Origin of the sequence: Maritalea mobilis (genome assembly GCF_004363175.1) — a bacterium.
Lineage (GTDB): Bacteria > Pseudomonadota > Alphaproteobacteria > Rhizobiales > Devosiaceae > Maritalea > Maritalea mobilis.
In genome coordinates this window covers 189,147-211,211 of record NZ_SNYR01000001.1, presented here as the reverse complement: position 1 = coordinate 211,211, position 22,065 = coordinate 189,147, and the positions used below count along the sequence as shown (strand labels likewise).

The window sequence follows — 22,065 nt, the reverse complement described above, 5'->3', positions numbered from 1 at the left end:
TAATTCCATATAACGGACCGATATATCAAGCGTCATGTGGCTATTATCACACAAAGTTCAAGAGCGCAGGCTCTATAATGTGAAAGTTTTTTGTTTTTCGAAGGCAATTAGCTTTGGCACGATGGCATTAAATGCCACGCGGCGGCTTACGCCTGATGCGGTTTTGACATAGCAAACAGCGCTTGGCACACCATTTTCAACTTCTACGCATACCAAACGGCCATCTTGCTTCAATTGCTTGAAGAATGTTTCTGGCAATTCATCAATGTGACCTTCGATAAAGATCACGTCGAAGGGCGCCTCTTTTGCCAACCCTTCTTTCAAATCACCAGACAACACAGCCGCATTGCCGATTTCCAAATCTGCCAGCGCATCATTGGCCATTTCGACAAAGTCTTCATTATCGTCTATCGCGACAATTGAATCGGCAAACTTTGATAGAACCGCTGTGCCGTAACCTGTGTTGCAGGCCACATGAAGCACAAAGTCAGTTGATTTGATTTCAGCCAATTGCGCCAAACGGCCAAAATACATTGGCTCCATCATTTTGCGGGCACCCATTGGGTCAAGCGGCAAATCTTCATCCAGATAAGAAAGAGGCTTTTTTGCAGCCGGGGTGAAATTCTCACGCGGGATTTCGCTCATCGCAGCCAAAATGCGATAATCAGTGATCGCGTTGGGGCGGAGCTGACAGTCCACCATTGACTTGCGTGCGTGTTCGAAATCCATTGGAGCACCCATTCTGAGAAGTTAAAACCAGTTTGTTCAATAGCCATCTTGCCGCGTCTATGCAAGACGATATCAGCACTTAGGAGCTAAAGGTTAGTGTGAGCCTCACGATTTCGTGAAGTTTTTGAGAATGGATGCTTGAATTTTGCTTCCGATTGCTATAGCAACCTCCTTCCAGTGAGGCCACGTGGCGGAGTGGTGACGCAGCGGATTGCAAATCCGTGTACCCCGGTTCGATTCCGGGCGTGGCCTCCAAATTTTCCCATAACTTTCAATATTTTGCATATAATGCTAGGCAAAGCCCTTATGGCTGGGCACTATAAGTATATGAGCATATTTGGCGTAATTTTAGCAGGTGGTGAAGGCACACGTTTTGGTTGTGTAGACAAGGCCGCTTTGCGCCTCAAAAACATGCCGCTCGTTCACCATCTCGTCAGCCGCCTCGATTCGCAAACAGCGCAAATCGCACTGGTTGGCCAAACAAATGCACCTCTGCCCCAAGCTGTGATTCATCTGTCAGATGGGTATGATCCTCCCATCGGCCCACTCGGTGGCATATATGCAGGTGCCAAATGGGCAAGTGACCTTAGCGATCGCCCTTGTCATTATTGGATTTTAACTGCGCCGGTGGATGGGCCGATATTTCCAACTGATTTTGTGCAACATGCTGAACCGATGATGGCTGCACGAACTCCCATTATTGCACGGTATGGCAACGATCTTTATCCGATTTGCGGGCTGTGGCCATTGAAAATGGCATTGGACATCCCTGCCCAGTTGGAAAAGCAGAATGGCTATGCACTGCGCCCTATGCTGAGGGCGCTTCGGGCGCAAGAAATTGATTTCCAACAATTTTATCCGCAGAACCCGTTTGCTAATGCAAACAAGATGTCAGATCTGTTGGCTTTGAGCAGGCAGCTTCAACGGTAAAAATGCTCAATTTATTGGCTGTCAGAAATTTTTCACAAAAAGGCGATTATTTTTTCAAAAAAGGTCTTGGCAAGCGCGATCAAAAACGCTAAACACCGCCTCATCTACTCGTTAGATACACACATCGTGATCCCCGGTAGCTCAGTTGGTAGAGCGAGCGGCTGTTAACCGCTTTGTCGCAAGTTCGAGTCTTGCCCGGGGAGCCACTTTTCCCAAAACATCAATATGTTGCTTAAGTTTCTTGATTCACTTTGTGAACTCGCTTTGCTGTGTCAAAACTCTATTGCAACGCCCTGATTGTCGTAAAAGCCACCTGTCATTGGTGGTTTGGCTTTATAAATTGTATCCATAATCTTTTGCGCGGCGACATCAGCACTCACTTTTTTTGGGTGCGCATAGTCTGCGGTCAGCCGAGTATCTACTGTGCCAGGGTGAATCGCCAGCAGCGCCGATTCTTGGTTCTTGCGCGCCCACTCGATGGACGCTGTGCGCACAATCTGATTCAAAGCTGATTTTGCCGCTCGGTAAGAAACCCATCCGCCTAACTCATTGTCGCCGATAGAGCCGACACGGGCAGATAGCGCTGCCATGACCGCCGGTTCGTGCCGCTGCATTAATGGCAGAAGCTGTTGGATCATGATTGCGGGGCCCGTGGCATTCAACGCAAAGTGGTTTGCCATATTTTTGGCGTCCAGCTCCGCAAAGCGCCGTTCCGGTGGCACGCCATCGATGATCAACGCGCCAGTCGCAATGATCGCTAAATTGAACTTACGTCCTTCCCGCTGCCATTTGGCAAATTCGGGCACGAAGCTTTCTGGCTTGGTAATGTCGTATTTGGGATAGGTTTGCCGATCAAAGCTGACAACGCTTTTGAAGTTGGGGCGCTCGGATAGATTCGCTTTCAGCGCTTGGCCAATGCCGCCATTCGCCCCAACAATAATCGCATTGATTTCTGCTACTTGATCTAACATATCCACCTCGCATTTTTTATTTTAGCTACGAGAGGTGGGTTGAGATGGATCAGGCAGTTTCTTTTGGGCGTGCGATGGCTTTGACTTCCAAAAATTCTTCTAAGCCAAAAGTGCCGCCTTCGCGCCCCACGCCGGATTTTTTGTAGCCGCCAAACGGTGTGCCATACTCGATGTCACTGCCATTTATGTGCACCATGCCCGCGCGGAGCTGACGGGCAACGCGCATTGCCCGATCCTGATCTTCGGTTTGAACATAGGCGGCCAACCCATATTCCGTATCATTGGCGATGGAAATGGCCTCATCCTCCTCATCAAACGGGATCATACACAGCACTGGACCGAAGATTTCTTCGCGTGCGACTCGCATCTCATTATCCACATCGACAAAAATGGTTGGTTTGACGAAGTAACCTTCATTCATGCCATCCGGTTTGCCCAAGCCGCCAATCAGCACAGTGGCGCCCTCATCCATGCCCGCTTTGATCAGCTCCTGCACGCGGTCAAACTGAATGTGATTGACCAACGGCCCAATGTGCCGCCCTGCCTCATCCGGATCACCAACTTGTTGTTGCTGGGCGGTTTTAAGTGCAATTTCTTTTGCTTCGTCATATACGCTGCGCTCTACCAACATACGCGATGGTGCGTTGCAGGACTGCCCCGTATTGTTGAACATGTGGCGCACACCACGTTTCACCGCTCCAGATAAATCTGAATCAGCAAAGACCAAGTTTGGTGACTTGCCGCCCAGTTCAAGCGCTACCTTTTTTGCGCCTTCGGCCGCATCTCGGCTGACAGCAGCGCCTGCACGTGATGACCCGGTGAAAGACATCATCGCCACATCTGGATGACGAGAGAGCGCTGCCCCAACTTCAGGTCCTTCGCCATTCACCAGATTGAACACACCTTTCGGCACGCCAGCCTCAGCCAAAATCTCGGCATAAAGCATGGCGTTGAACGGGGTAAATTCACTTGGTTTCAACACCATCGTACACCCTGCGGCCAAAGCGGGCAGCACTTTGAGGGCGATTTGGTTGATTGGCCAATTCCACGGCGTGATTAAGCCGCAAACACCGATGGGTTCGCGGATCACCAGATCACCATTAAGCAACGTTTCCTCAAACTCAAATGTGCCTAGTGCTTGCAGAAATCCATCCAAATGGCCTTCGCCTACAGCAGTTTGGGCGCCATAGGCCAAATGGCGTGGGGCACCCAGTTCCAGCTGAATGGCATGGGCCACCTCATCCCGGCGTTGGCGGTAAACCGACAGAATTGAACGCAAAAGCTCCTTCCGCTCAGCAACGGTGGTGCGCGAAAAGGATGGGAATGCCGCCTTGGCCGCCGCCACCGCCGCATCAATCGTTTTCGCATCGCCCATGGCGATGGAACCGATAGGTTGTTCGGTCGCTGGATTGATCACATCCATGCTTTTTGCATCTGACGCATCTACCCAATCGCCATTGATAAAGAATTCATGTCTTTTCCAGAAGGTCATTGGCGATTCTCCTTTACTCACCTACAGTTGCGCGTAATTGATAATTGATTTGCGGCGTATCCGAAATGGTGCGTTTGAGCATAACAAACAGCAAGGCTGAAATATGGTCGACAAACAGGAATGGGTGAAACTGCTTCCCGATGCAGCGTTGGAATGGCTGGAAGGCCGCCGCGTTGAAGAGGTTGAATGTATTGTGCCTGACCTTGTGGGCATTTCGCGGGGCAAAACCATGCCCGCCAAGAAGTTTTCGAGCGATGCATTCTTCTATCTTCCCACCTCGATTTTTTATCAAACCATCACCGGCGCTTATGCCGATATGGACATAAAAGATCAGTGGATGGAAACCGATATGGTGCTGAAACCTGATTTAAGCACCGCCTGCGCCGCGCCATGGACAGACGATGTGATTCTTCAGGTAATCCATGATCTTGAAACCACGCAGGGTGAGCCCGTACCTGTGGCTCCCCGTAATGTGTTGAAACGTGTGCTTTCACTTTATGCAGATAAGGGCTGGCGGCCCGTTGTCGCGCCTGAAATCGAGTTTTATCTCACACGTCCCCATACAGATCCAAATGAGGCGATTGAGCCGCCGATTGGCCGGACTGGACGCAAGGGTATTGGCCGCCAAGCTTATTCCATGGTGGCGGTTGATGAATATGGCGAAGTGATCGACGATATCTATGACTTTGCCGAAGCGCAGGGTTTGGAAATTGACACCCTGATCCAAGAAGGCGGCGCTGGGCAAATTGAAATCAATTTGCAGCATGGCGACCCGCTGAAACTTGCAGATGAAGTGTTCTATTTCAAACGATCCATCCGCGAAGCCGCGTTGAAAAACAATTGTTTTGCCACCTTTATGGCCAAGCCCATGCGCGATGAGCCGGGCAGCGCTATGCATTTGCATCAATCGATTGTGGATGTGAAAACCGGTAAGAACATTTTCTCTGACGATCAGGGCGAGCCCACACCTTATTTCTATGGATTCTTGGGCGGCTTGCAGACGCATATTGATGCGATGATGCCGATCTTTGCACCTTATGTGAACAGCTATCGCCGCTTTAAAGCAGACGATTCTGCGGCAGCGAACGTGGAATGGGGGCAAGACAACCGGACAACCGGGTTGCGCATACCCATTTCAACACCAGAAGCGCGGCGCATTGAGAACCGCATTGTGGGCATGGACAGCAACCCATATCTCGCGATTGCCGCCAGCTTGGCCTGTGGTTATCTGGGCATGATCAATCAGCTTACGCCCCGCCCCATGCGGCAGGGCGATGCCTATGAGGATGGGGTTACCCTGCCCTATGCCTTGATGGACGCATTGGAGGCGTTTCAGGAAGATCGCGATTTGCGTGATCTGCTCGGTGAGGATTTCTGCTTGGTTTATGAAGCGATCAAGAGGCAGGAACTTGAAGAGTTCCTAGGTGAAATCAGCCCATGGGAACGTGAGCATCTTTTGCTGAATGTGTGATGATTGATATTCTGACCGCCAATGATGTGCAGGGCCAATATCCGCTTTCCTATTATGCGGCGCAGCGCCCTGCGCCCGCACCTCATGCACAGTTGAAAGGCCATAAGTCCGCTGATGTTTGCATCATCGGCGGCGGTTTCACCGGCCTTTCGGCGGCTTATCATTTGGCGCAAGCTGGATTTGACGTGGCGCTGTTGGAGGCGCATCGCATTGGCTGGGGCGCGTCTGGCCGCAATGGCGGGCAATTGGGCAGCGGCCAACGACTTGATCAGATCACATTAGAATGTTTGGTTGGCGAACAGAGTGCACATGCACTTTGGGATATCGCCGAGGCCAGTAAACAGTTGGTCAAAAGCCTGATTTTCGACAATGGGATCGATTGCGACTATCGTTCTGGCATTATCGAGGCGGATCATAAGCAAAGATTTGTTGCCGACTCCCACCGCTACGTTGAAAAGCTCAACCGCGATTATGGCTATGACGCGATTTCTGCTCTCAGCAAGGCTGAGGTGCGCGAACATGTAGCGAGCACCCAATATTTTGGTGGCACACTGGATAAAGGTGCGGGGCATTTGGACCCGCTTGCTTTCTGTTTTGGGTTGGCCGCATTGGCGCACAAATCCGGCACTCGGATTTATGAACAAAGCCGCGTGACACAAATTGAACCTGGCAACAAGGTACGCGTTACAACCGCTGAGGGTACAATTGAAGCGGACCATCTTATTCTTGGGTGTAATGGCTATATTGGTGGCTTGAACAAGGATATCAGCGCTCGTGTGATGCCGATCAATAGCTTTATTGTGGCAACTGAACCGCTTGGCGAAGAACGTGCCAAGACATTGATTCCACATAATGAGGCCGTTGCTGACAGCCGTTTTGTGGTGAATTACTTCCGCCGCACACCAGACCATAGGCTTTTGTTCGGCGGAGGCGAAACCTATAGCCTTCGCTTCCCAGCTGACCTCGAAACTATTTCGCGCAAGCCGATGCTGAATGTGTTTCCGCAATTGGCGGATGCAAAGATCAATTATGCGTGGGGTGGCACATTGGGCATCACCATGCAGCGGCTGCCACACTTTGCGCGGTTAGGCCCCAATATATATTCAGCCGCGGGCTTTTCTGGGCATGGATTGGGCATGGCCACAATGGCGGGCAAAATTTTGGCAGAGATTACGCAGGGCCAAGCGGAACGGTTTGATTTGATGGCGGGTTTGCCTAGCCCTCGCTTTCCTGGCGGCGAGACGATGCGCGGTGCCCTGCTCTATCTGGCCATGACCTATTATGCGTTGCGGGATCGATTCTAGTTCAACACAAGCCGTCACTGGATGCTAAAAATGTAATTTATTTGCATTTTTGCAAATTGGCGGAGGATTTCGCAGCTTAATCAATAGGCATGCGAGACAAACATAAACGCGACCAACCTCGAATCTTCAAGGATTCTCAAGCTGGGCCAGTGTCTAAAGCCATGCCCCTTTTTGCGATGCAACCCATATTGCGGCGCATTGTTCGGCATGTGGCGACGCTGCATCCTGAGCTTTTTGAGCGGCTGGAAGATAGCTGCCGGAAACATTTTTTGATCGACGCGAAAGGCATGCCCTTTTTGCTGCTTTTGCGTCCAGATCCAGACAATCTGATGCTGGTGGCAAAATCGCGCCACGAAGAAATTCCCTATGATGTGCTGGTGAGCGGCAAGTTTAAAACTTTGCTGCGCATGATCGACAGCAAAACCGATAGCGACGCGCTGTTTTTCAACCGCGACATCATGGTGACAGGCGACACAGAAGCCATTGTCGCTCTACGCAATGCGCTTGACGATATGGATGCGACATTGGCCGATGACGTCGCGACGGCTTTTGGCCCACTACGCGGCCCGGTACGCGCCAGCATTGATGCAGCGACAAAAATTGTAGGTTCCAGAACATGAGTGATTTGATCAAACCTGAATTGGTGTGTCCCGCTGGCACGCCTGCCAGCTTGCGCACTGCCGTTGATGCGGGCGCAAACTCGGTTTATTGCGGCTTTAAGGGCCCCACCAATGCGCGGAATTTTCCCGGCCTGAACTTTTCGAAAAAGGAGCTTTCGGAAAGCGTGAAATATGCGCACGACAAAGACGCAATGGTGCTGGCGGCGATAAACTCATTTCCCACAGCGGGACGCACCGATATCTGGAAGCAAGCCGTTGATGACGCAGTTGAAATCGGCGTGGATGCGGTGATTATTGCCGATATCGGCATGGCCAAATATGTCGCCGAACAGCATCCAAATCAGCGCTTGCATCTTTCAGTTCAGGCTGGGGCCTCCTCGCCTGAAGCGATCAATTTTTACGTCGAGCGGTTTAATGTGAAACGCGTGGTATTGCCGCGCATTCTGACCGTGCCTGAAATCAAGCGGGTGCATGACGCGATTGATTGCGAGATTGAGGCCTTTGTGTTCGGCAATATAGGCATGATGGCCGAAGGGCGCTGTTCGCTGACCAATTATGTCACCGGTATTTCCACCAATATGGATGGCGTGTGCTCGCCCGCCAGCCATGTGGATTATGAGCCGGATGATGATGACGGGCTGACGACCCGGCTTGGCGATTTCGCCATTGATTGCATTTCATGTGGCGAAACCGCGGGATACCCTACCATCTGCAAAGGCCGTTATGACACAGCGCACAAGAAAAACTATTACGCATTTGAAGAGCCGATCAGCCTTAACCTGACCCGCCTGCTGCCCGACTTGATGCGGGCTGGTGTTACGGCCCTCAAGATTGAGGGGCGCCAGCGGTCTCGCGCCTATATCCGGTCGGTCGTTTCGGCATTCCGCGATGCGGTTGATGCTTATGCGGCTGGCGACGAGCCAGACATCACCGAACTGATCGCGCTGACCGAGGGACATAAAGAAACCCAAGGTGCATTTAAATCGAAGAGCTGGAGATAGAAATGAGTGCACAGCTGACCCTTGGCCCGGTGCAATATAATTGGGCGCCGGAGGACTGGCGGGATTTCTACTTTAAGATTGCCGATGAAACGCCGGTAAAGACCGTTTTTATCGGCGAAGTTATCTGCTCGAAGCGGGCACCGCTTTATGACAATCAATTACCGGACGTGGTGGAGCGCCTTCACGATGCGGGCAAGCATGTGATCTTTTCGACGCTTTCGGAAGTCACTACTGATATTGATCGTCGTTTGGTCAAACGCGTTGCCATTTCTGAAGGGTTTCCGATTGAAGCAAATGATGTGTCCGCCCTACAGCAAATGGCCAAAGGGCCGCACCATATTGGCCCGCTGATGAATTGCTATAATGAGGAAGCACTTGAGGTTTATGCGGCCAATGGCGCAACAACAATTTGTCTCAACCCTGAAATTCCGCGCGATGGTCTTGCTGCACTTGCGCAAGCGGCTGAGCCGCTTGGTGTTGAACTTGAAGTCCAAGTTTATGGCCGCGTTTCACTGGCGCTTTCGGCACGCTGTTACCATGCTCGCGCCCACAATCGCACCAAAGATTCCTGCCTGTTCGTGTGCGATGAAGACCCGGATGGCATGCGGCTGGACACATTGGAGGGCGATAAGTTTCTCACGGTGAACGGTATTCAAACGCAGTCTCACTCAGTGCTCAATTTGATCGATTGTTTGGATGACTTACAATCTATTGGCGTGAACCGATTCCGCATTTCACCCCAGAGCGTAGGCACCTTCACCGCTATTCACGCGTTTAACGATGTGTTGAATGGGCGCATCAGTCCTTCAGAAGCATTGAAGAAGATGCGTGACGACTGCGTAGATGCCCCCTTCTCCAACGGATTTTATCATCAACGTCCGGGATATGAATGGCACGACAAAGTGCCCGCCGAATAGGAATTCGCCGCTGAGCCTCTCTTCTCTCTGTCAGAACCTCCAACTTTCTGACTGCTCGGCGGCGATACCTTCAATGAAAATTTTTCAGATATATATTTCAGCCAGTTAGCCGCCATTGCTGTATTTTTCCGCCATGGGAATGCTTGAAAGCGTGAGAACGTCGCCCACCTCTTCCATATATTGGAGGACGGCAAAATGTTTAAATCACACTCACTAAAATCTATTGGCGCTGGTGCCTGTGCGGTCATCGCTGGGTTCAGCTTGGCGCAAAGCGCATTGGCAACTGAAAACACTGTTTCATTTGATTATGTTTTCGACAATGTGACGGTGATTGACCCGGAAAGCCGACAGGTCAATGCGCACCAAGATGTTTATATTCGCGATGGAAAAATTGCCCAAATCCTAGATGGTGACGCGCCAATGGAAGGCGTGACGCAAAAGATTGATGGTACTGGGCGTTATCTGATCCCAGGGCTGGTGGACATGCATGTTCATCTCACAATTGCCCCTGTTTTTGAAACCAGCCAGACACTCCTTTTGGCCAATGGCGTGACCGGTGTGCGTGACATGGCTGGCGATTGTTTGCCGGGCGGTCCCCCAGTGTTCCTTTGTGCCAATGCCTTACAGGATGCGCATAAAAGCAATGTTGCACATGAGAGTTTTGGGCCACGTATTTTGCAGGTGTCGAGTGCACCTGTCATGTCTGATAAGTCGCCACGCCTGCCCAGTGAGGGCCAAGATAAATATATGCCGTTCACCGAAGAACAGGGCCGCGCAGTGGTCGACCTGCTGACGGAAAGTGATATTGATCTAATCAAAGTCTACCACCCGACAACACTCGAGGCAGCCAAGGGCATTTTTGAACAAGCGAAGGTGCATAATCTGCAAATTGGCGGCCATGTTCCGCTGACCATGGATATCGCAGACGCCGCAGCAATGGGCATAGACAGTGTGGAGCATGCGCGCGATCTTGTTTGGGATTGTAGCCTGTGGGGGCAAGAATATAAGGCGCGTTTTATTAAGCTGACACAGGGTGACCAATCGGTTGAGTATCCCACCGATCAAATGGCATTGGAGCAAAGCCTTGCCACTGCAGATGAAGCACAGTGCGACGCCACCATAAGCGCAATGGTTGAGCATGATGTTTATTATGTCCCAACCCACATTACGCGCGAGTTTGATGTGCGCGTCACTGACCCAGATTATCTCAAGCTTGATGAGTTGAAATATATCGGCGAAATGCAATGGGGCGAATGGAAACGCGACATCGATAACATGGCGAATGAGCCAGAAGACACTCGGAAACACTACCCAGCTTTCTTTGAACGCGGGTTAGAGCTGACAAAGCTTGCCCATGATCAAGGCGTCAAAGTCATGATGGGCACAGATGCGAATGACAGTATGGTGGTGCCTGGCTTCTCGGCACATCACGAATTGGAGTTGCTGGTGCGTGCTGGTCTTTCGCCAATGGATGCACTCCGCAGCGCCACAAGCATTCCTGCCGAATATCTCAAGCGAACTGAAGAACTTGGCGGTATCAATGATGGGAAGCTGGCAGATGTAATCCTGCTCAATCATAACCCAATTGATGACATCGCAAATGTGAAAACAATCGAGGGCGTTATGTTGGCGGGCCAGTTTTACGACCGTGCAATGCTTGACCAAAGGCTCATGGAACTTGAAGTGAATTTTGTTCAATAAAAAAGGCGGCCATTTGGCCGCCTTATTCAGTATTATTATTGTTCGCTATCCGAACGTTAAAGTGCGCTATATTGATGACCTTCAAACAGCAAATCATAGAGTTCGTTTGCGAGGTCTACGGGGTCGTTTTCTGCAGCATTGAGGGTGATGTCTGCTTGTTCGGGGGCTTCAAATGGCGAATCTAGCCCGGTGAAGTTTTTGATTTCACCTGCTTTGGCGCGGGCGTAAAGGCCCTTTGGATCGCGTTGTGCGCATACTTCCAGCGGGGTGTTCACATAGGCTTCGATGAACTGGATGTCGCCAGCCACTTCGCGTGCCAAGCGGCGTTCGTTTTTGAAGGGCGAGATGAAAGAGACGAGGACGATTAAGCCTGCGTCAGCCATCAGTTTGGCCACTTCTGCCACTCGACGGATGTTTTCCACGCGGTCTTCATCGGTAAAGCCCAAGTCTTTATTGAGGCCGTGGCGCACATTGTCGCCGTCGAGAATGTAGGTGTGCTTACCTTCGGCTGTGATGCGCTTTTCGAGCAGATTAGCAATGGTGGATTTGCCAGAGCCGGACAGGCCGGTGAACCACACAATGCGTGGGGTTTGCCCTTTCATATCAGCCCGCACCTGACGGTTTACATCAAAGTCCTGATAGGTCAGGTTTTGCGCGCGCCGCAAACCAAACTCAATGGTGCCTGCGCCCAAAGTGGCGTTGGACAAGCGGTCAATCAGGATAAAGCCGCCTGTGAGTGGGTTTTCCGCATAGGCATCAAAGGCAATAGGCTTGTCGGTCGCGATGGTCACCGTGCCCACTTCGTTGAGTTCCAAACATTTGGCCGGGTTCTGCTCCAAAGTGTTCACATTGGTTTTTTGCTTAATCTTGGTGATGGTCGCCGGCACCATTTGGCTGCCAATCTTGATCAGATAAGACCGCCCAGCCATGGCTGGGTTTTCGTGCATCCAGATCAGGCGCGCTTGGAACTGATTGGAAAATTCTGGCGTTTCGCCCGGCGCGGACAGCACATCGCCGCGGGAGATATCCACCTCACGGTCAAGCACCAAGGTCACCGCATCCCCTGCCCGCGCAGCATTTAAATCACCATCCATGGTGACAATGCGTTTGATTTTGGCAGGCTTGCGCGAGGCGGCAATCAGCACATCGTCGTCCGGCTTAATTTGACCAGACGCAACTGTGCCGGAGAATCCGCGAAAGTCGAGGCTGGCGCGGTTGACCCATTGTACGGGGAAGCGGAACGGCTGTTCCACCCGATCTTCGGCCACATCTATCTCTTCAAGATATGGCACCAGCTGTGGACCGTTATACCAATCCATTTGCGTGCTTTTGCTGACAATATTGTCGCCGCGCAGCGCGGAGATTGGCACAGTGACCAAGCTCTTAAAGCCCAGCTGAGCGGCAAATTCGCGATATTCTGCATCGATTTTGTCAAACACGGCTTTGTCATAATCAACTAGGTCGATCTTATTGACCACAGCCACCACATGCTTGACGCCAATCAAAGACAAAATAAAGCTATGGCGTTTGGTTTGGGTCAACACACCTTTGCGCGCATCGATCAACACAATGGCCAAGTCAGCATTAGACGCGCCAGTGGCCATGTTGCGGGTATATTGCTCATGGCCAGGCGTATCAGCGACGATAAATTTGCGCTTTTCGGTGGTGAAGAAGCGATAGGCTACGTCAATGGTGATGCCCTGCTCGCGCTCAGCGGTTAGGCCATCCACCAGCAGCGAGAAGTCAATGCCTTCATCGCCCGTGGTCCGGTTATGACTTTCTTTTTGCAGCGATGCCAACTGATCATCCAAGATCAACTGGCTATCATAAAGAAGACGGCCAATCAGGGTTGATTTGCCATCATCCACCGATCCGCAGGTCAAAAAGCGCAAAATGCTTTTATCGGTCTGGGCGCTAAGCCATTGTTCAATATCCAGTTGTGGGGCCTGTTGTGTGATGCTCATTAGAAATAGCCCTCTTGTTTTTTCTTCTCCATTGACCCAGCCTGATCACTATCGATCAAACGCCCTTCCCGCTCAGACGTGCGTGAGGCATTCATCTCCATAATGATTTCGGGCAAGGTGGCAGCTTCTGATTCAATCGCGCCAGTGAGCGGATAGCAGCCAAGGGTTCTAAACCGCACCATTTTTTCTTGCGGTGTTTCCCCTTCATTGAGCGGCAAGCGTTCATCATCGACCATGATCAACGTGCCAGAGCGCTCCACCACGGGACGCAGCTTGGCCAGATAAAGCGACGGGATTTCGATTTCTTCTTTGTAGATATAGGTCCAGATGTCCAGCTCAGTCCAATTGGACAGTGGAAACACACGCATGCTTTCACCCGGTGAGATACGGGTGTTGAACAAGCGCCAAAGTTCTGGTCGCTGGTTTTTCGGGTCCCACGCATGTTGCGCATTGCGGTGCGAGAACACACGTTCCTTGGCGCGAGACTTTTCTTCATCGCGCCGCGCCCCGCCAATCGCTGCATCATATTGGCCAGCGTTAAGCGCCTGACGCAGAGCCACGGTTTTCATAATGTCAGTGTAACGTGCGGAGCCATGGTCAAACGGATTGATGTTTTCCACCACACCTTCTTGGTTGGTGTGCGTGATCAAATCAAAACCATATTGCTCGGCCATGCGATCACGAAAAGCGATCATTTCGCGGAACTTGAAAGTGGTATCCACATGCAAAAGCGGAAATGGAATTTTCGATGGAAAAAACGCCTTGCGTGCCACATGCAGCAAAACACTTGAATCCTTGCCAATCGAATACATCATCACCGGCCGCTCAAAACTGGCCGCGACCTCGCGAAAAATCTCAATGCTCTCCGCTTCCAAAGCGTCAAGGTGACTGTGACGTATTTCTGGCATAATTAAAGTCCGCTTGTTTAAACAGACTTCAAAATAATTAGCGCACCACGACAAAACAAGCAGTAAATTCAAAGGTTTATGATTGTATATGTCGATTTTTCGTGCAGTCCAACTTCCATGGTTTTTTGCTCTAGCACCCCTAAAGATCAGGAAAATCATTTCGCGCAATTTCACTTTATACGGGTAAACTATTTCCCCGCTGGATATGCCTTGAATAGCGCTAACGGTTGGGGCCACTGCACTTTAAAAGCAAAGATTGGCGCAATGAGATTTTTGCGTTTTCGAGCCATATTAGTTTTTTCGCATTGTCTTATTGGCGAAATGGAAAAAGGCTTTTCTTTTCTTCACTCTAGGCTTGATCAGCGCTCTGCTTCTCCTTAGTTTTGAGCCTAACACACCAGAGGATTTTCCAATGACAGAGCACAATGACATGCACAAAGATATTCTGGGCGCGATTGGCAACACGCCACTTATTCGCTTGAACGCCGTTTCCGAAGCAACCGGCTGCGAAATTTGGGGCAAGGCAGAGTTTTTGAACCCCGGTCAGTCTGTGAAAGACCGGGCCGCGCTTTATATTGTGCGTGATGCAGAGCGCAAGGGCTTGTTGAAGCCCGGCGGCACTATTGTGGAAGGCACTGCGGGTAACACAGGCATCGGCCTTTCCATGGTTGCGAACGCTTTGGGCTATAAATCTGTGATCGTTATTCCAGAAACCCAATCAAAAGAGAAAAAGGATTCGCTGCGCTTGGCTGGTGCCACGCTGATTGAAGTGCCGGCGAAGCCTTATAAGAATCCAAACAATTATGTGAAGGTTTCCGGTCGTCTGGCCGAGAAATTGGCAAACGAATTGCCTGAAGGGGCAATTTGGGCCAATCAGTTTGACAATGTGGCCAACCGTCAAGCGCACATTGAGACCACCGGCCCTGAAATCTTTGAGCAAACTGGTGGCAAAGTTGACGGGTTTATTTGTGCAGTTGGCTCCGGCGGCACGTTGGCGGGTGTTTCACACGCGCTTAAAGAACGCAATAAAGACATTCAAATTGGCTTGGCGGACCCGATGGGTGCCGCGCTCTATAGCTTTTACACGAGTGGTGAATTTGCTTCGCAAGGCGGTTCGATTACCGAAGGCATTGGCCAAGGCCGGATTACAGCTAATCTTGATGGTTTCAAGCCGGACCACGCCTATCAAATCTCTGACGCGGAAGCCCTGCCCTATATCTTCGATCTGTTGAAGGATGAAGGCATTTGCTTGGGCGGCTCAAGCGCGATCAACATCGCTGGCGCAGTGAAACTGGCGCGTGATTTGGGGCCGGGCAAAACCATTGTCACTATTCTTTGTGACTATGGCAATCGCTACCAATCCAAGCTTTATAATCCAATGTTTTTGCGGGAGAAGGACTTGCCAGTGCCTGATTTCTTAAGCCACACTCATGAAATTGACATGAGTACGGTTTTTGAGAATGACGCAGACTGATTTTCTTTTTCGTGAAGATGCTTACCTAACAACTGCTGCCGCCACGATCTCGTTTATCAACGAGGATGGCGGCATCATTTTAGATCGCTCAAACTTTTATGCCACTTCCGGCGGTCAGCCGGGAGACAACGGCTTTTTGGAACGCGAGAATGGCGACAAGATCGCCATCACTACATGCGTGCATCCCGATGGGGATAAAACCCAATGTCTTTTGGTGCCCGAGAGCGCCGAGCATGGTCTGCAACCCGGTGAGCAGATCACCGCACACATTGATTGGGACAATCGCTATAAATTTATGCGCATGCACACAGCACTGCATTTGCTGTCAGTTGTCATTCCACTACCCGTCACAGGCGGCTCAATCGGCGCTGCGAAGTCGCGACTGGACTTTCAGATGCCTGAACCGCCAGAGGATAAGGACGCCTTGGCAGAACAGCTCAATGCCCTGATTGAGCGCAATCTCGATGTGCGTGAGGAATGGATCAGCGAAGAAGAGCTTGAAGCCAATCCGGACCTCGTGAAAACCATGTCGGTTAAGCCACCATCCGGTCAGGGGAAAATTCGGATGATCCGCATTTTGGATGGCGACCAAACGATTGACTGGCAGCCATGCGGCGGCACGCACGTTGCCAACACAGAAGAAATTGGCCGCATGCGCTTGGGCAAAGTGGAAAAAAAGGGCAAGCAGAATCGTCGCGTTGCGATACATTTTGCGGATGAGTAAATGACCACTTATCAGGGATCTTGTCATTGCGGGGCTGTGAAATTTGAGATTGAAAGTGATCTCAGCACGGTGATGAAGTGCGATTGTTCGCTATGCCGTAAAAGAAATGCGGTGATGGTCGATGTGCATCAAGACCATTTCAAACTGTTGGCTGGCGAAGAGTGTTTAGGCACCTACCAATGGAACATGAAGATCGCAAAGCATCATTTTTGCAAAATTTGCGGCATTTACATATTCCACCGCAAAAGGTCCCTGCCCGAGCATTATGGAGTGAACCTTTATTGTCTTGATGGTGTTGATTTCGATTCAGTTGGAGTCGAGCAAGCCTTCGGCTCACAACTAAGCACTGCAGAGAATTGAGATCGCCTTAGCGGATTGGCGGTGCGTATTGCAGGCCGCCTTTGGTCCACAATTCGTTAGAGCCACGCGGGATCATCAATCCGGACGTACTGCCAAAATTGCGCTCATAGACCTCGCCATAATTGCCGACATTGCGGATGATGTCTTGCGCCCACGTGGCGTTGAGGCCAAGTGCCTGACCAAACTCTCCATCTAACCCCAGCAAGCGCCGCAATCTTGGGTTTTTGGTTTCCATCATCGTATCGATATTGCGTGAATTTACGCCCAATTCTTCGGCATTGATCATGGCAAATAGCACCCAGCGGACAATTGTTTGCCACTGCATATCACCCTTGCGCACAACTGGCCCCATGGGTTCTTTGCTCAAACGTTCTGGTAAAATACGGTGCAATGACGGGTCTACTGCGTTGATTTTGATGCCCTGCAGTACGGTTGCTGATGCGGTGATCGCATCGCAGAGGCCGGACATATATGCGCCAGGCAAATCAGCTTCATCTTCCACCATCACTTCTTCATAAGTGATCTGGTTATTGAAGAAAAAGCGTTCAATCGCGTTATGTTGCGGTGAATCTGCGACAACACAGACCGATACATTCTTTAACTCAAGCGCTGAGATAACTTGGGTTTCGTTGCGCACCATGATGGCTTGGCCATCGTAATAACCGATGCCTGTGTAAACCACGTCATATTGATTGTCGCGCGGCAGGTTCCAATAGCCGTTTCGCGCCATCAGGTCGACTTCCCCTACCCGAAGCGGAGTCATGCGTACGTCACCGGGATATTCGGCGAATTCTACGCGGTTAGGCTCAGAAAATATCGCTGCGGAAACGGCGCGGCAAAGATCAACATCGAAGCCAGTCCAAAATCCATCAGTTGAGAGATTTGAGAACCCGCGGTGCCCTTGGTTCGCGCCACATTTAACAAAGCCACGCTCGCGCACGGTTTCAAGCGTATCTGCGAACGCAGATGTGCTGAAGCCAATTAAAAGCAGGATCAAAGTTAGAAAGGTACGCACATGAACACCCAATATGCAAAAGGCGGCCCGTGGGGCCGCCTAATTAATTCCCCGATGGTTATTCAGCAAAGCGAATAACCATCAATAAAGCAAGAGATTCTAATGCAAAATCTGGCTTAGGAACAATTTTGTCCGCTCATGCTGTGGATTATTGAAGAACTCTTCAGGCTCATTTTGCTCGATGATTTGCCCTTGGTCCATAAAGATAACCCGGTTCGCCACTTGGCGGGCAAAGCCCATTTCGTGGGTTACGCACAGCATGGTCATGCCTGTTTCAGCCAAATTCACCATCACTTCCAACACTTCCTTGATCATCTCAGGGTCAAGGGCAGAAGTTGGCTCATCGAACAACATGATGTTTGGGTTCATGCACAAAGAGCGCGCAATCGCCACACGTTGTTGCTGACCACCAGAAAGCTGGCCAGGATATTTGTGAGCCTGCTCTGGAATTTTAACCCGCTCAAGATAATGCATTGCAGTTTCTTCAGCTTCGGCCTTTGGAATACCGCGCACCCACATTGGAGCCAATGTACAGTTTTCCATGATGGTCAAATGCGGGAAGAGGTTAAAGTGCTGGAACACCATGCCCACTTCGCGACGCACTTCATCAATACGCTTCAAGTCTGATGTCAACTCGATGCCATCAACAATGATTTGACCTTGCTGGTGCTCTTCCAACCGATTGATGCAGCGAATGAGGGTCGATTTACCTGAACCAGATGGCCCGGCGATAACGATCCGTTCGCCTTTCATGACTTTGAGATTGATGTCTTTCAACACGTGAAAGTCACCATACCATTTATTCATGTCATTGATCTCAATAGCCACATCAGTTTCAGACACGGTCATCTTTGAGCGATCTACAGAGATATCTTCTTCTTTAACTTCTGACATTATTTACTCCTTATGTCCCGTGTCCAAGCGGCGCTCCATATAGATAGAATAGCGCGACATGCCGAAACAGAAAATCCAAAAAACAGCCGCGGCGAACAAATAGCCTGTTGTTGCCTGATGCGGTGCTTTCCATTCTACAAGCGCAGAGGTGGCTTGCACTGTGCCCAACAGGTCAAACAGACCCACGATCGATACCAATGAGGTATCTTTGAACAATGAGATAAAGCTGTTCACAATGCCGGGAATGACGTGTTTCAACGCCTGCGGCAGAATGATGAAGTACATGGATTTGAAATAGTTCAAGCCCAATGCGTGTGCAGCTTCATATTGTCCTTTGGGCAGAGCTTGCAAACCGCCGCGCACCACCTCAGCCATATAGGCAGTTTGGAAGAGCGCCACGCCCACAAGTGCACGTAGGATTTTGTCGATTGTTGTGCCTTCAGGCAAGAAGAGCGGCAGCATCACAGATGCCATGAACAATACCGTGATCAACGGCACTGCACGCCACAATTCAATAAAGGCAATGGACACATATTTGACAAATGGCATGTGCGACCGCCGACCGAGCGCCAGAACGACCCCCAACGGCAATGACACAACGATACCCACTGATGCGATGATCAAAGTCAGCATCAAGCCGCCCCACTTTTCAGTGGTGACCTGAGGCAAACCAAAGCTACCGCCATTCAGCAAGATAACTGCGAAGATGGGCAAACCCACAAAGAACGCAATCGCTGAAATGCCTTTGAACGGCAATTCTGGCCATAGCAAATGGGTGATTAATGCGGCAGCAACCACAAATACAAGGTTTGGACGCCAATATTCAGACTCTGGATAAAAGCCGTAAATATAGAAGTCAAACCGATCGATCACATATGCCCAGCATGCGCCTGCTTCTGGTGCACGACAAGGTGTACCATCTTCAGCCACAAAAATCGCGTTGCCGATCAAGAAGTTATACAAGGTTGGCACTGTCCAAACCAGGAAGGCAAATGCCAGCAATGTCATGATGGTGTTAGGAATATCTGAGAACAGATTTTTCCGCATCCACCCTACAACGCCAGTTTGCGTGACAGGTGGTGGCATGGCTTGCGCCATTTCTGTTCGCACATAAGCGAATTTATTCGACATAACAGCCTCCCTCTACCGCTCTGTCAGCGCAATACGCGCATTGTAGATGTTCATGATGACCGATGTGAGCAATGACAATGTGAGATACACAGCCATGGTCATAAAGATCACTTCCACCGCTTTACCTGATTGGTTCAGCGCGGTGCCCATAAACACGTTCACAATATCTGGATAACCAATTGCCACCGCGAGCGATGAGTTTTTGGTCAAGTTCAGATATTGGCTGGTCAAAGGTGGCACGATCACCCGCATCGCTTGTGGAATAACCACAAGGTTGAGCCGATCATTATCCTTCAACCCTAGCGATTGAGCTGCTTCTGTTTGCCCCTTATTCACCGAAACGATACCAGCCCGTACAATTTCAGCAATAAAGGCAGCTGTGTAGATCACCAAACCAAATAGCAAGGCCACAAATTCAGGTGGCAATTGAATGCCGCCTTGGAAGTTGAAACGATTGCGCTCTGGGTAGCTGACATCCAGCCCTGCACCAGAAATGAACCAGACAATGGCTGGAACAACGATCAAAAGCCCAATAAATACTGGGATATAGGGAAAACGTTCGCCTGTTTGCTCAAGGCGACGAACTGACCAACGCTGCAAGAAGAAGCCGCCAATCAAAACCAGAACCACTGCAATCTGCACCCACAAGAATGCATCGTTTGGATTTGGATCTGGGAAATATAGACCGCGGTTGTTCAAGAACACTGCGCCGCTGATTACTTCGAGGCTGTCCCGCACAGATGGCATGGACTTCAGCACCGCGAAGTACCAGAAGAACAATTGCAAGAGCAATGGAATGTTCCGGATCACTTCAATGTAGATTGTGGCCATACGCGCAATGATCCAGTTGGATGAAAGGCGCGCGACGCCGAGGACAAAACCAAGCATTGTTGCAAGAACAATACCGGTAACCGCCACCAACAATGTGTTCAGTATCCCCACGATAAACACATCTAAATAGGTCGATGAACGGCTATATTCTATGAGTGAAAATCCGATATCGAAACCGGACGTTACGCCCAAAAAGTCAAAACCCGTTGTTTTGTTTTGCGCCTGCAGGTTGACGATGGTGTTTTGAACAATCCACCAGCCAAATCCGACCAGCACCAACAGCAACAAGATTTGAAACGCGTAGGAGCGGAATTTTGGGTCGTAAATTAATGATGATAAGCTGCGGCTCTGCTGCAGCTGTTCCTGACTCTTGGCCATGGCTACCCTTTTTCTTATTGTTGAGTAGTCTTACTAGGTGTTTTTCACCTATTGGCGGGCAATGCCCTCCCCCGAAAAAATGGCCCGGCGCAGTGCGCCGAGCCAAACAACTCAATCCGACTTAGCGAATTGGTGGTGAGTACTGAAGACCACCACGTGTCCAAAGGTCATTCAATGAGCCTGCACGGTCGATACCGATTGGTGTCACGTTGCGCTCATAGATTTCACCGTAGTTACCGGTGTGCTTGATGATGCGGTATGCCCAATCGTCTGAAAGACCGATTGCCTTACCAAACTCACCTTCAACGCCGAGCAAACGACGTACAGATGGGTTTTCAGAACCAAGCATTTCGTCAACATTTGCCTGAGTCACGCCATATTCTTCAGCTTCGAGCAATGCGAAATATACCCAGCGAGAGATGTTGAACCACAGGTCGTCACCTTGACGTACTGATGGGCCCAATGGCTCTTTTGAGATGATTTCTGGCAAGATTTTGTGTGAATCTGGATCAGCCAATGACAAACGCTCAGCAGCCAATGCAGATGAGTCTGTTGTGAACACGTCACAACGGCCATCGTCATAAGCTTTAACAACTTCGTCTTGGTCTTCGAACACAACTGGGTTGTAGTTCATGCCATTTGTTGCGAAGTAGTCAGCAGCGTTCAATTCTGTTGTTGTACCAGCTTCGATACATACAGCAGCGTCTGAAAGCTCAAGTGCTGAATTCACGCCAAGATCTTTTGGCACCATAAAGCCCTGACCATCATAGAACATTACGCCTGTAAAGGAGATGCCCAAGTTGGTGTCGCGGCTCATTGTCCAAGTTGTTGTGCGTGACAACACATCAATTTCACCTGAAGAAAGCGCTGTGAAACGCTCTTTAGATGTCAACGGTGTGAAGCGAACAGCTTCTGGATCATCAAAGATCGCTGCAGCCATTGCACGGCAATAGTCTACGTCGATACCTGACCAGTTGTTGTTTTCATCTGGAGATGCAAAGCCTGGTGTGCTTGGTGCAACACCACACTGCAGGTAGCCTTTAGCCTGCACATCTTCCAAAGTGTCCGCCATTGCCGCTGACGCTGAAAGGCTCAACGCAGCTCCAAGAGCGATTGTTACGATTTTTTTATTCATAACGTTGCCTTTTTTCCTAACCCTTTTAATTTTTATGTCTCCCCCTCCTTGGATGGAGACTTTGCGCTACACAGTCTATCGTGTACGCAGGCACTATCGAAAAGCACTTTTGCTT

General features: G+C 50.3%; 20 protein-coding genes and 2 tRNA genes. 12 read left to right on the top strand and 10 right to left on the bottom strand.

Translation table 11 applies throughout. The features are described 5' to 3' along the window. Window positions 1–72: 72 nt before the first annotated feature. Window positions 73–729: a protein-L-isoaspartate O-methyltransferase family protein gene (locus ATL17_RS01020; RefSeq protein ID WP_133570925.1), complete on the bottom strand. Its 657-nt coding sequence runs from the start codon at window positions 727–729 to the stop codon at window positions 73–75. A gap of 181 nt (window positions 730–910) precedes the next feature. Between ATL17_RS01020 and ATL17_RS01015 the strand changes: the two genes are divergently transcribed. From ATL17_RS01015 to ATL17_RS01005, 3 genes are all read left to right on the top strand, one after another. After that, window positions 911–984, top strand: a tRNA-Cys gene (locus tag ATL17_RS01015). Between the two features lie 72 nt (window positions 985–1,056). After that, window positions 1,057–1,659, top strand: a complete 603-nt coding sequence (mobA, locus tag ATL17_RS01010) for a molybdenum cofactor guanylyltransferase (protein WP_166638847.1) — start codon at window positions 1,057–1,059, stop codon at window positions 1,657–1,659. Between the two features lie 130 nt (window positions 1,660–1,789). Further along, window positions 1,790–1,865 (top strand) — tRNA-Asn (locus ATL17_RS01005). A 66-nt stretch (window positions 1,866–1,931) separates the two neighbouring features. Here ATL17_RS01005 and ATL17_RS01000 read toward each other — a convergent pair. Both ATL17_RS01000 and ATL17_RS00995 read right to left on the bottom strand, forming a co-directional pair. Then, entirely contained in the window at window positions 1,932–2,630 is a 699-nt protein-coding gene (locus ATL17_RS01000; RefSeq protein WP_133570923.1) for an SDR family NAD(P)-dependent oxidoreductase, read from the bottom strand. Window positions 2,631–2,679: 49 nt separating this feature from the next. Then, complete coding sequence (locus ATL17_RS00995) at window positions 2,680–4,122, bottom strand: aldehyde dehydrogenase family protein (protein WP_133570922.1); 1,443 nt, start codon at window positions 4,120–4,122, stop codon at window positions 2,680–2,682. Window positions 4,123–4,225: 103 nt separating this feature from the next. On the opposite strand from ATL17_RS00995, the gene ATL17_RS00990 reads away from it, so the two are divergent. The 6 genes from ATL17_RS00990 to ATL17_RS00965 all read left to right on the top strand — a co-directional run bounded on the left by ATL17_RS00990 (window position 4,226) and on the right by ATL17_RS00965 (window position 11,136). Then, window positions 4,226–5,593: a glutamine synthetase family protein gene (locus ATL17_RS00990; RefSeq protein WP_133570921.1), complete on the top strand. Its 1,368-nt coding sequence runs from the start codon at window positions 4,226–4,228 to the stop codon at window positions 5,591–5,593. Beyond that, window positions 5,593–6,897, top strand: a complete 1,305-nt coding sequence (locus ATL17_RS00985) for an NAD(P)/FAD-dependent oxidoreductase (RefSeq protein WP_208111094.1) — start codon at window positions 5,593–5,595, stop codon at window positions 6,895–6,897. Before ATL17_RS00990 ends, ATL17_RS00985 begins: the two co-directional genes overlap by 1 nt. A 149-nt stretch (window positions 6,898–7,046) precedes the next feature. After that, window positions 7,047–7,517: a ubiquinone anaerobic biosynthesis accessory factor UbiT gene (gene ubiT / locus ATL17_RS00980; protein WP_166638846.1), complete on the top strand. Its 471-nt coding sequence runs from the start codon at window positions 7,047–7,049 to the stop codon at window positions 7,515–7,517. Further along, complete coding sequence (gene ubiU, locus ATL17_RS00975; RefSeq protein ID WP_133570919.1) at window positions 7,514–8,518, top strand: ubiquinone anaerobic biosynthesis protein UbiU; 1,005 nt, start codon at window positions 7,514–7,516, stop codon at window positions 8,516–8,518. Before ubiT ends, ubiU begins: the two co-directional genes overlap by 4 nt. Window positions 8,519–8,520: 2 nt before the next feature. Continuing rightward, entirely contained in the window at window positions 8,521–9,435 is a 915-nt protein-coding gene (ubiV, locus tag ATL17_RS00970; protein WP_133570918.1) for a ubiquinone anaerobic biosynthesis protein UbiV, read from the top strand. Between the two features lie 195 nt (window positions 9,436–9,630). Further along, window positions 9,631–11,136: an amidohydrolase family protein gene (locus ATL17_RS00965; RefSeq protein ID WP_133570917.1), complete on the top strand. Its 1,506-nt coding sequence runs from the start codon at window positions 9,631–9,633 to the stop codon at window positions 11,134–11,136. Window positions 11,137–11,192: 56 nt separating this feature from the next. Here the strand turns inward: ATL17_RS00965 and cysN are convergent, their stop codons facing one another. Both cysN and cysD read right to left on the bottom strand, forming a co-directional pair. Then, window positions 11,193–13,100, bottom strand: a complete 1,908-nt coding sequence (gene cysN / locus ATL17_RS00960; protein WP_133570916.1) for a sulfate adenylyltransferase subunit CysN — start codon at window positions 13,098–13,100, stop codon at window positions 11,193–11,195. After that, the gene (gene cysD / locus ATL17_RS00955) at window positions 13,100–14,008 is read right to left on the bottom strand and encodes a sulfate adenylyltransferase subunit CysD (RefSeq protein ID WP_133570915.1); all 909 of its coding nucleotides are present in this window, start codon (window positions 14,006–14,008) and stop codon (window positions 13,100–13,102) included. Before cysD ends, cysN begins: the two co-directional genes overlap by 1 nt. A gap of 412 nt (window positions 14,009–14,420) precedes the next feature. On the opposite strand from cysD, the gene ATL17_RS00950 reads away from it, so the two are divergent. The 3 genes from ATL17_RS00950 to ATL17_RS00940 are packed head-to-tail and all read left to right on the top strand — an operon-like array spanning window position 14,421 to window position 16,566. Beyond that, the gene (locus ATL17_RS00950; protein WP_246028606.1) at window positions 14,421–15,482 is read left to right on the top strand and encodes a cysteine synthase A; all 1,062 of its coding nucleotides are present in this window, start codon (window positions 14,421–14,423) and stop codon (window positions 15,480–15,482) included. After that, the gene (locus ATL17_RS00945; protein ID WP_133570914.1) at window positions 15,469–16,206 is read left to right on the top strand and encodes an alanyl-tRNA editing protein; all 738 of its coding nucleotides are present in this window, start codon (window positions 15,469–15,471) and stop codon (window positions 16,204–16,206) included. The genes ATL17_RS00950 and ATL17_RS00945 overlap by 14 nt, the downstream gene beginning before the upstream one ends. Beyond that, a complete protein-coding gene (locus tag ATL17_RS00940; RefSeq protein ID WP_133570913.1) occupies window positions 16,207–16,566 on the top strand; it encodes a GFA family protein in 360 nt (119 codons plus the stop codon). 7 nt (window positions 16,567–16,573) lie between these two features. On the opposite strand, the gene ATL17_RS00935 is transcribed toward ATL17_RS00940, so the two are convergent. From ATL17_RS00935 to ATL17_RS00915, 5 genes are all read right to left on the bottom strand, one after another. Further along, window positions 16,574–17,581 carry a transporter substrate-binding domain-containing protein gene (locus ATL17_RS00935; RefSeq protein WP_166638845.1) on the bottom strand — a complete coding sequence of 336 codons (1,008 nt, stop codon included), beginning with the start codon at window positions 17,579–17,581 and terminating at the stop codon, window positions 16,574–16,576. 99 nt (window positions 17,582–17,680) lie between these two features. Then, complete coding sequence (locus tag ATL17_RS00930) at window positions 17,681–18,475, bottom strand: amino acid ABC transporter ATP-binding protein (RefSeq protein ID WP_133570911.1); 795 nt, start codon at window positions 18,473–18,475, stop codon at window positions 17,681–17,683. 3 nt (window positions 18,476–18,478) lie between these two features. Continuing rightward, window positions 18,479–19,606, bottom strand: coding sequence for an amino acid ABC transporter permease (locus ATL17_RS00925; RefSeq protein WP_133570910.1), 1,128 nt, complete (start codon window positions 19,604–19,606; stop codon window positions 18,479–18,481). Window positions 19,607–19,618: 12 nt separating this feature from the next. After that, window positions 19,619–20,815 carry an amino acid ABC transporter permease gene (locus ATL17_RS00920; protein ID WP_133570909.1) on the bottom strand — a complete coding sequence of 399 codons (1,197 nt, stop codon included), beginning with the start codon at window positions 20,813–20,815 and terminating at the stop codon, window positions 19,619–19,621. Window positions 20,816–20,936: 121 nt separating this feature from the next. Then, the gene (locus tag ATL17_RS00915) at window positions 20,937–21,950 is read right to left on the bottom strand and encodes an amino acid ABC transporter substrate-binding protein (RefSeq protein ID WP_133570908.1); all 1,014 of its coding nucleotides are present in this window, start codon (window positions 21,948–21,950) and stop codon (window positions 20,937–20,939) included. Window positions 21,951–22,065: the final 115 nt, after the last annotated feature.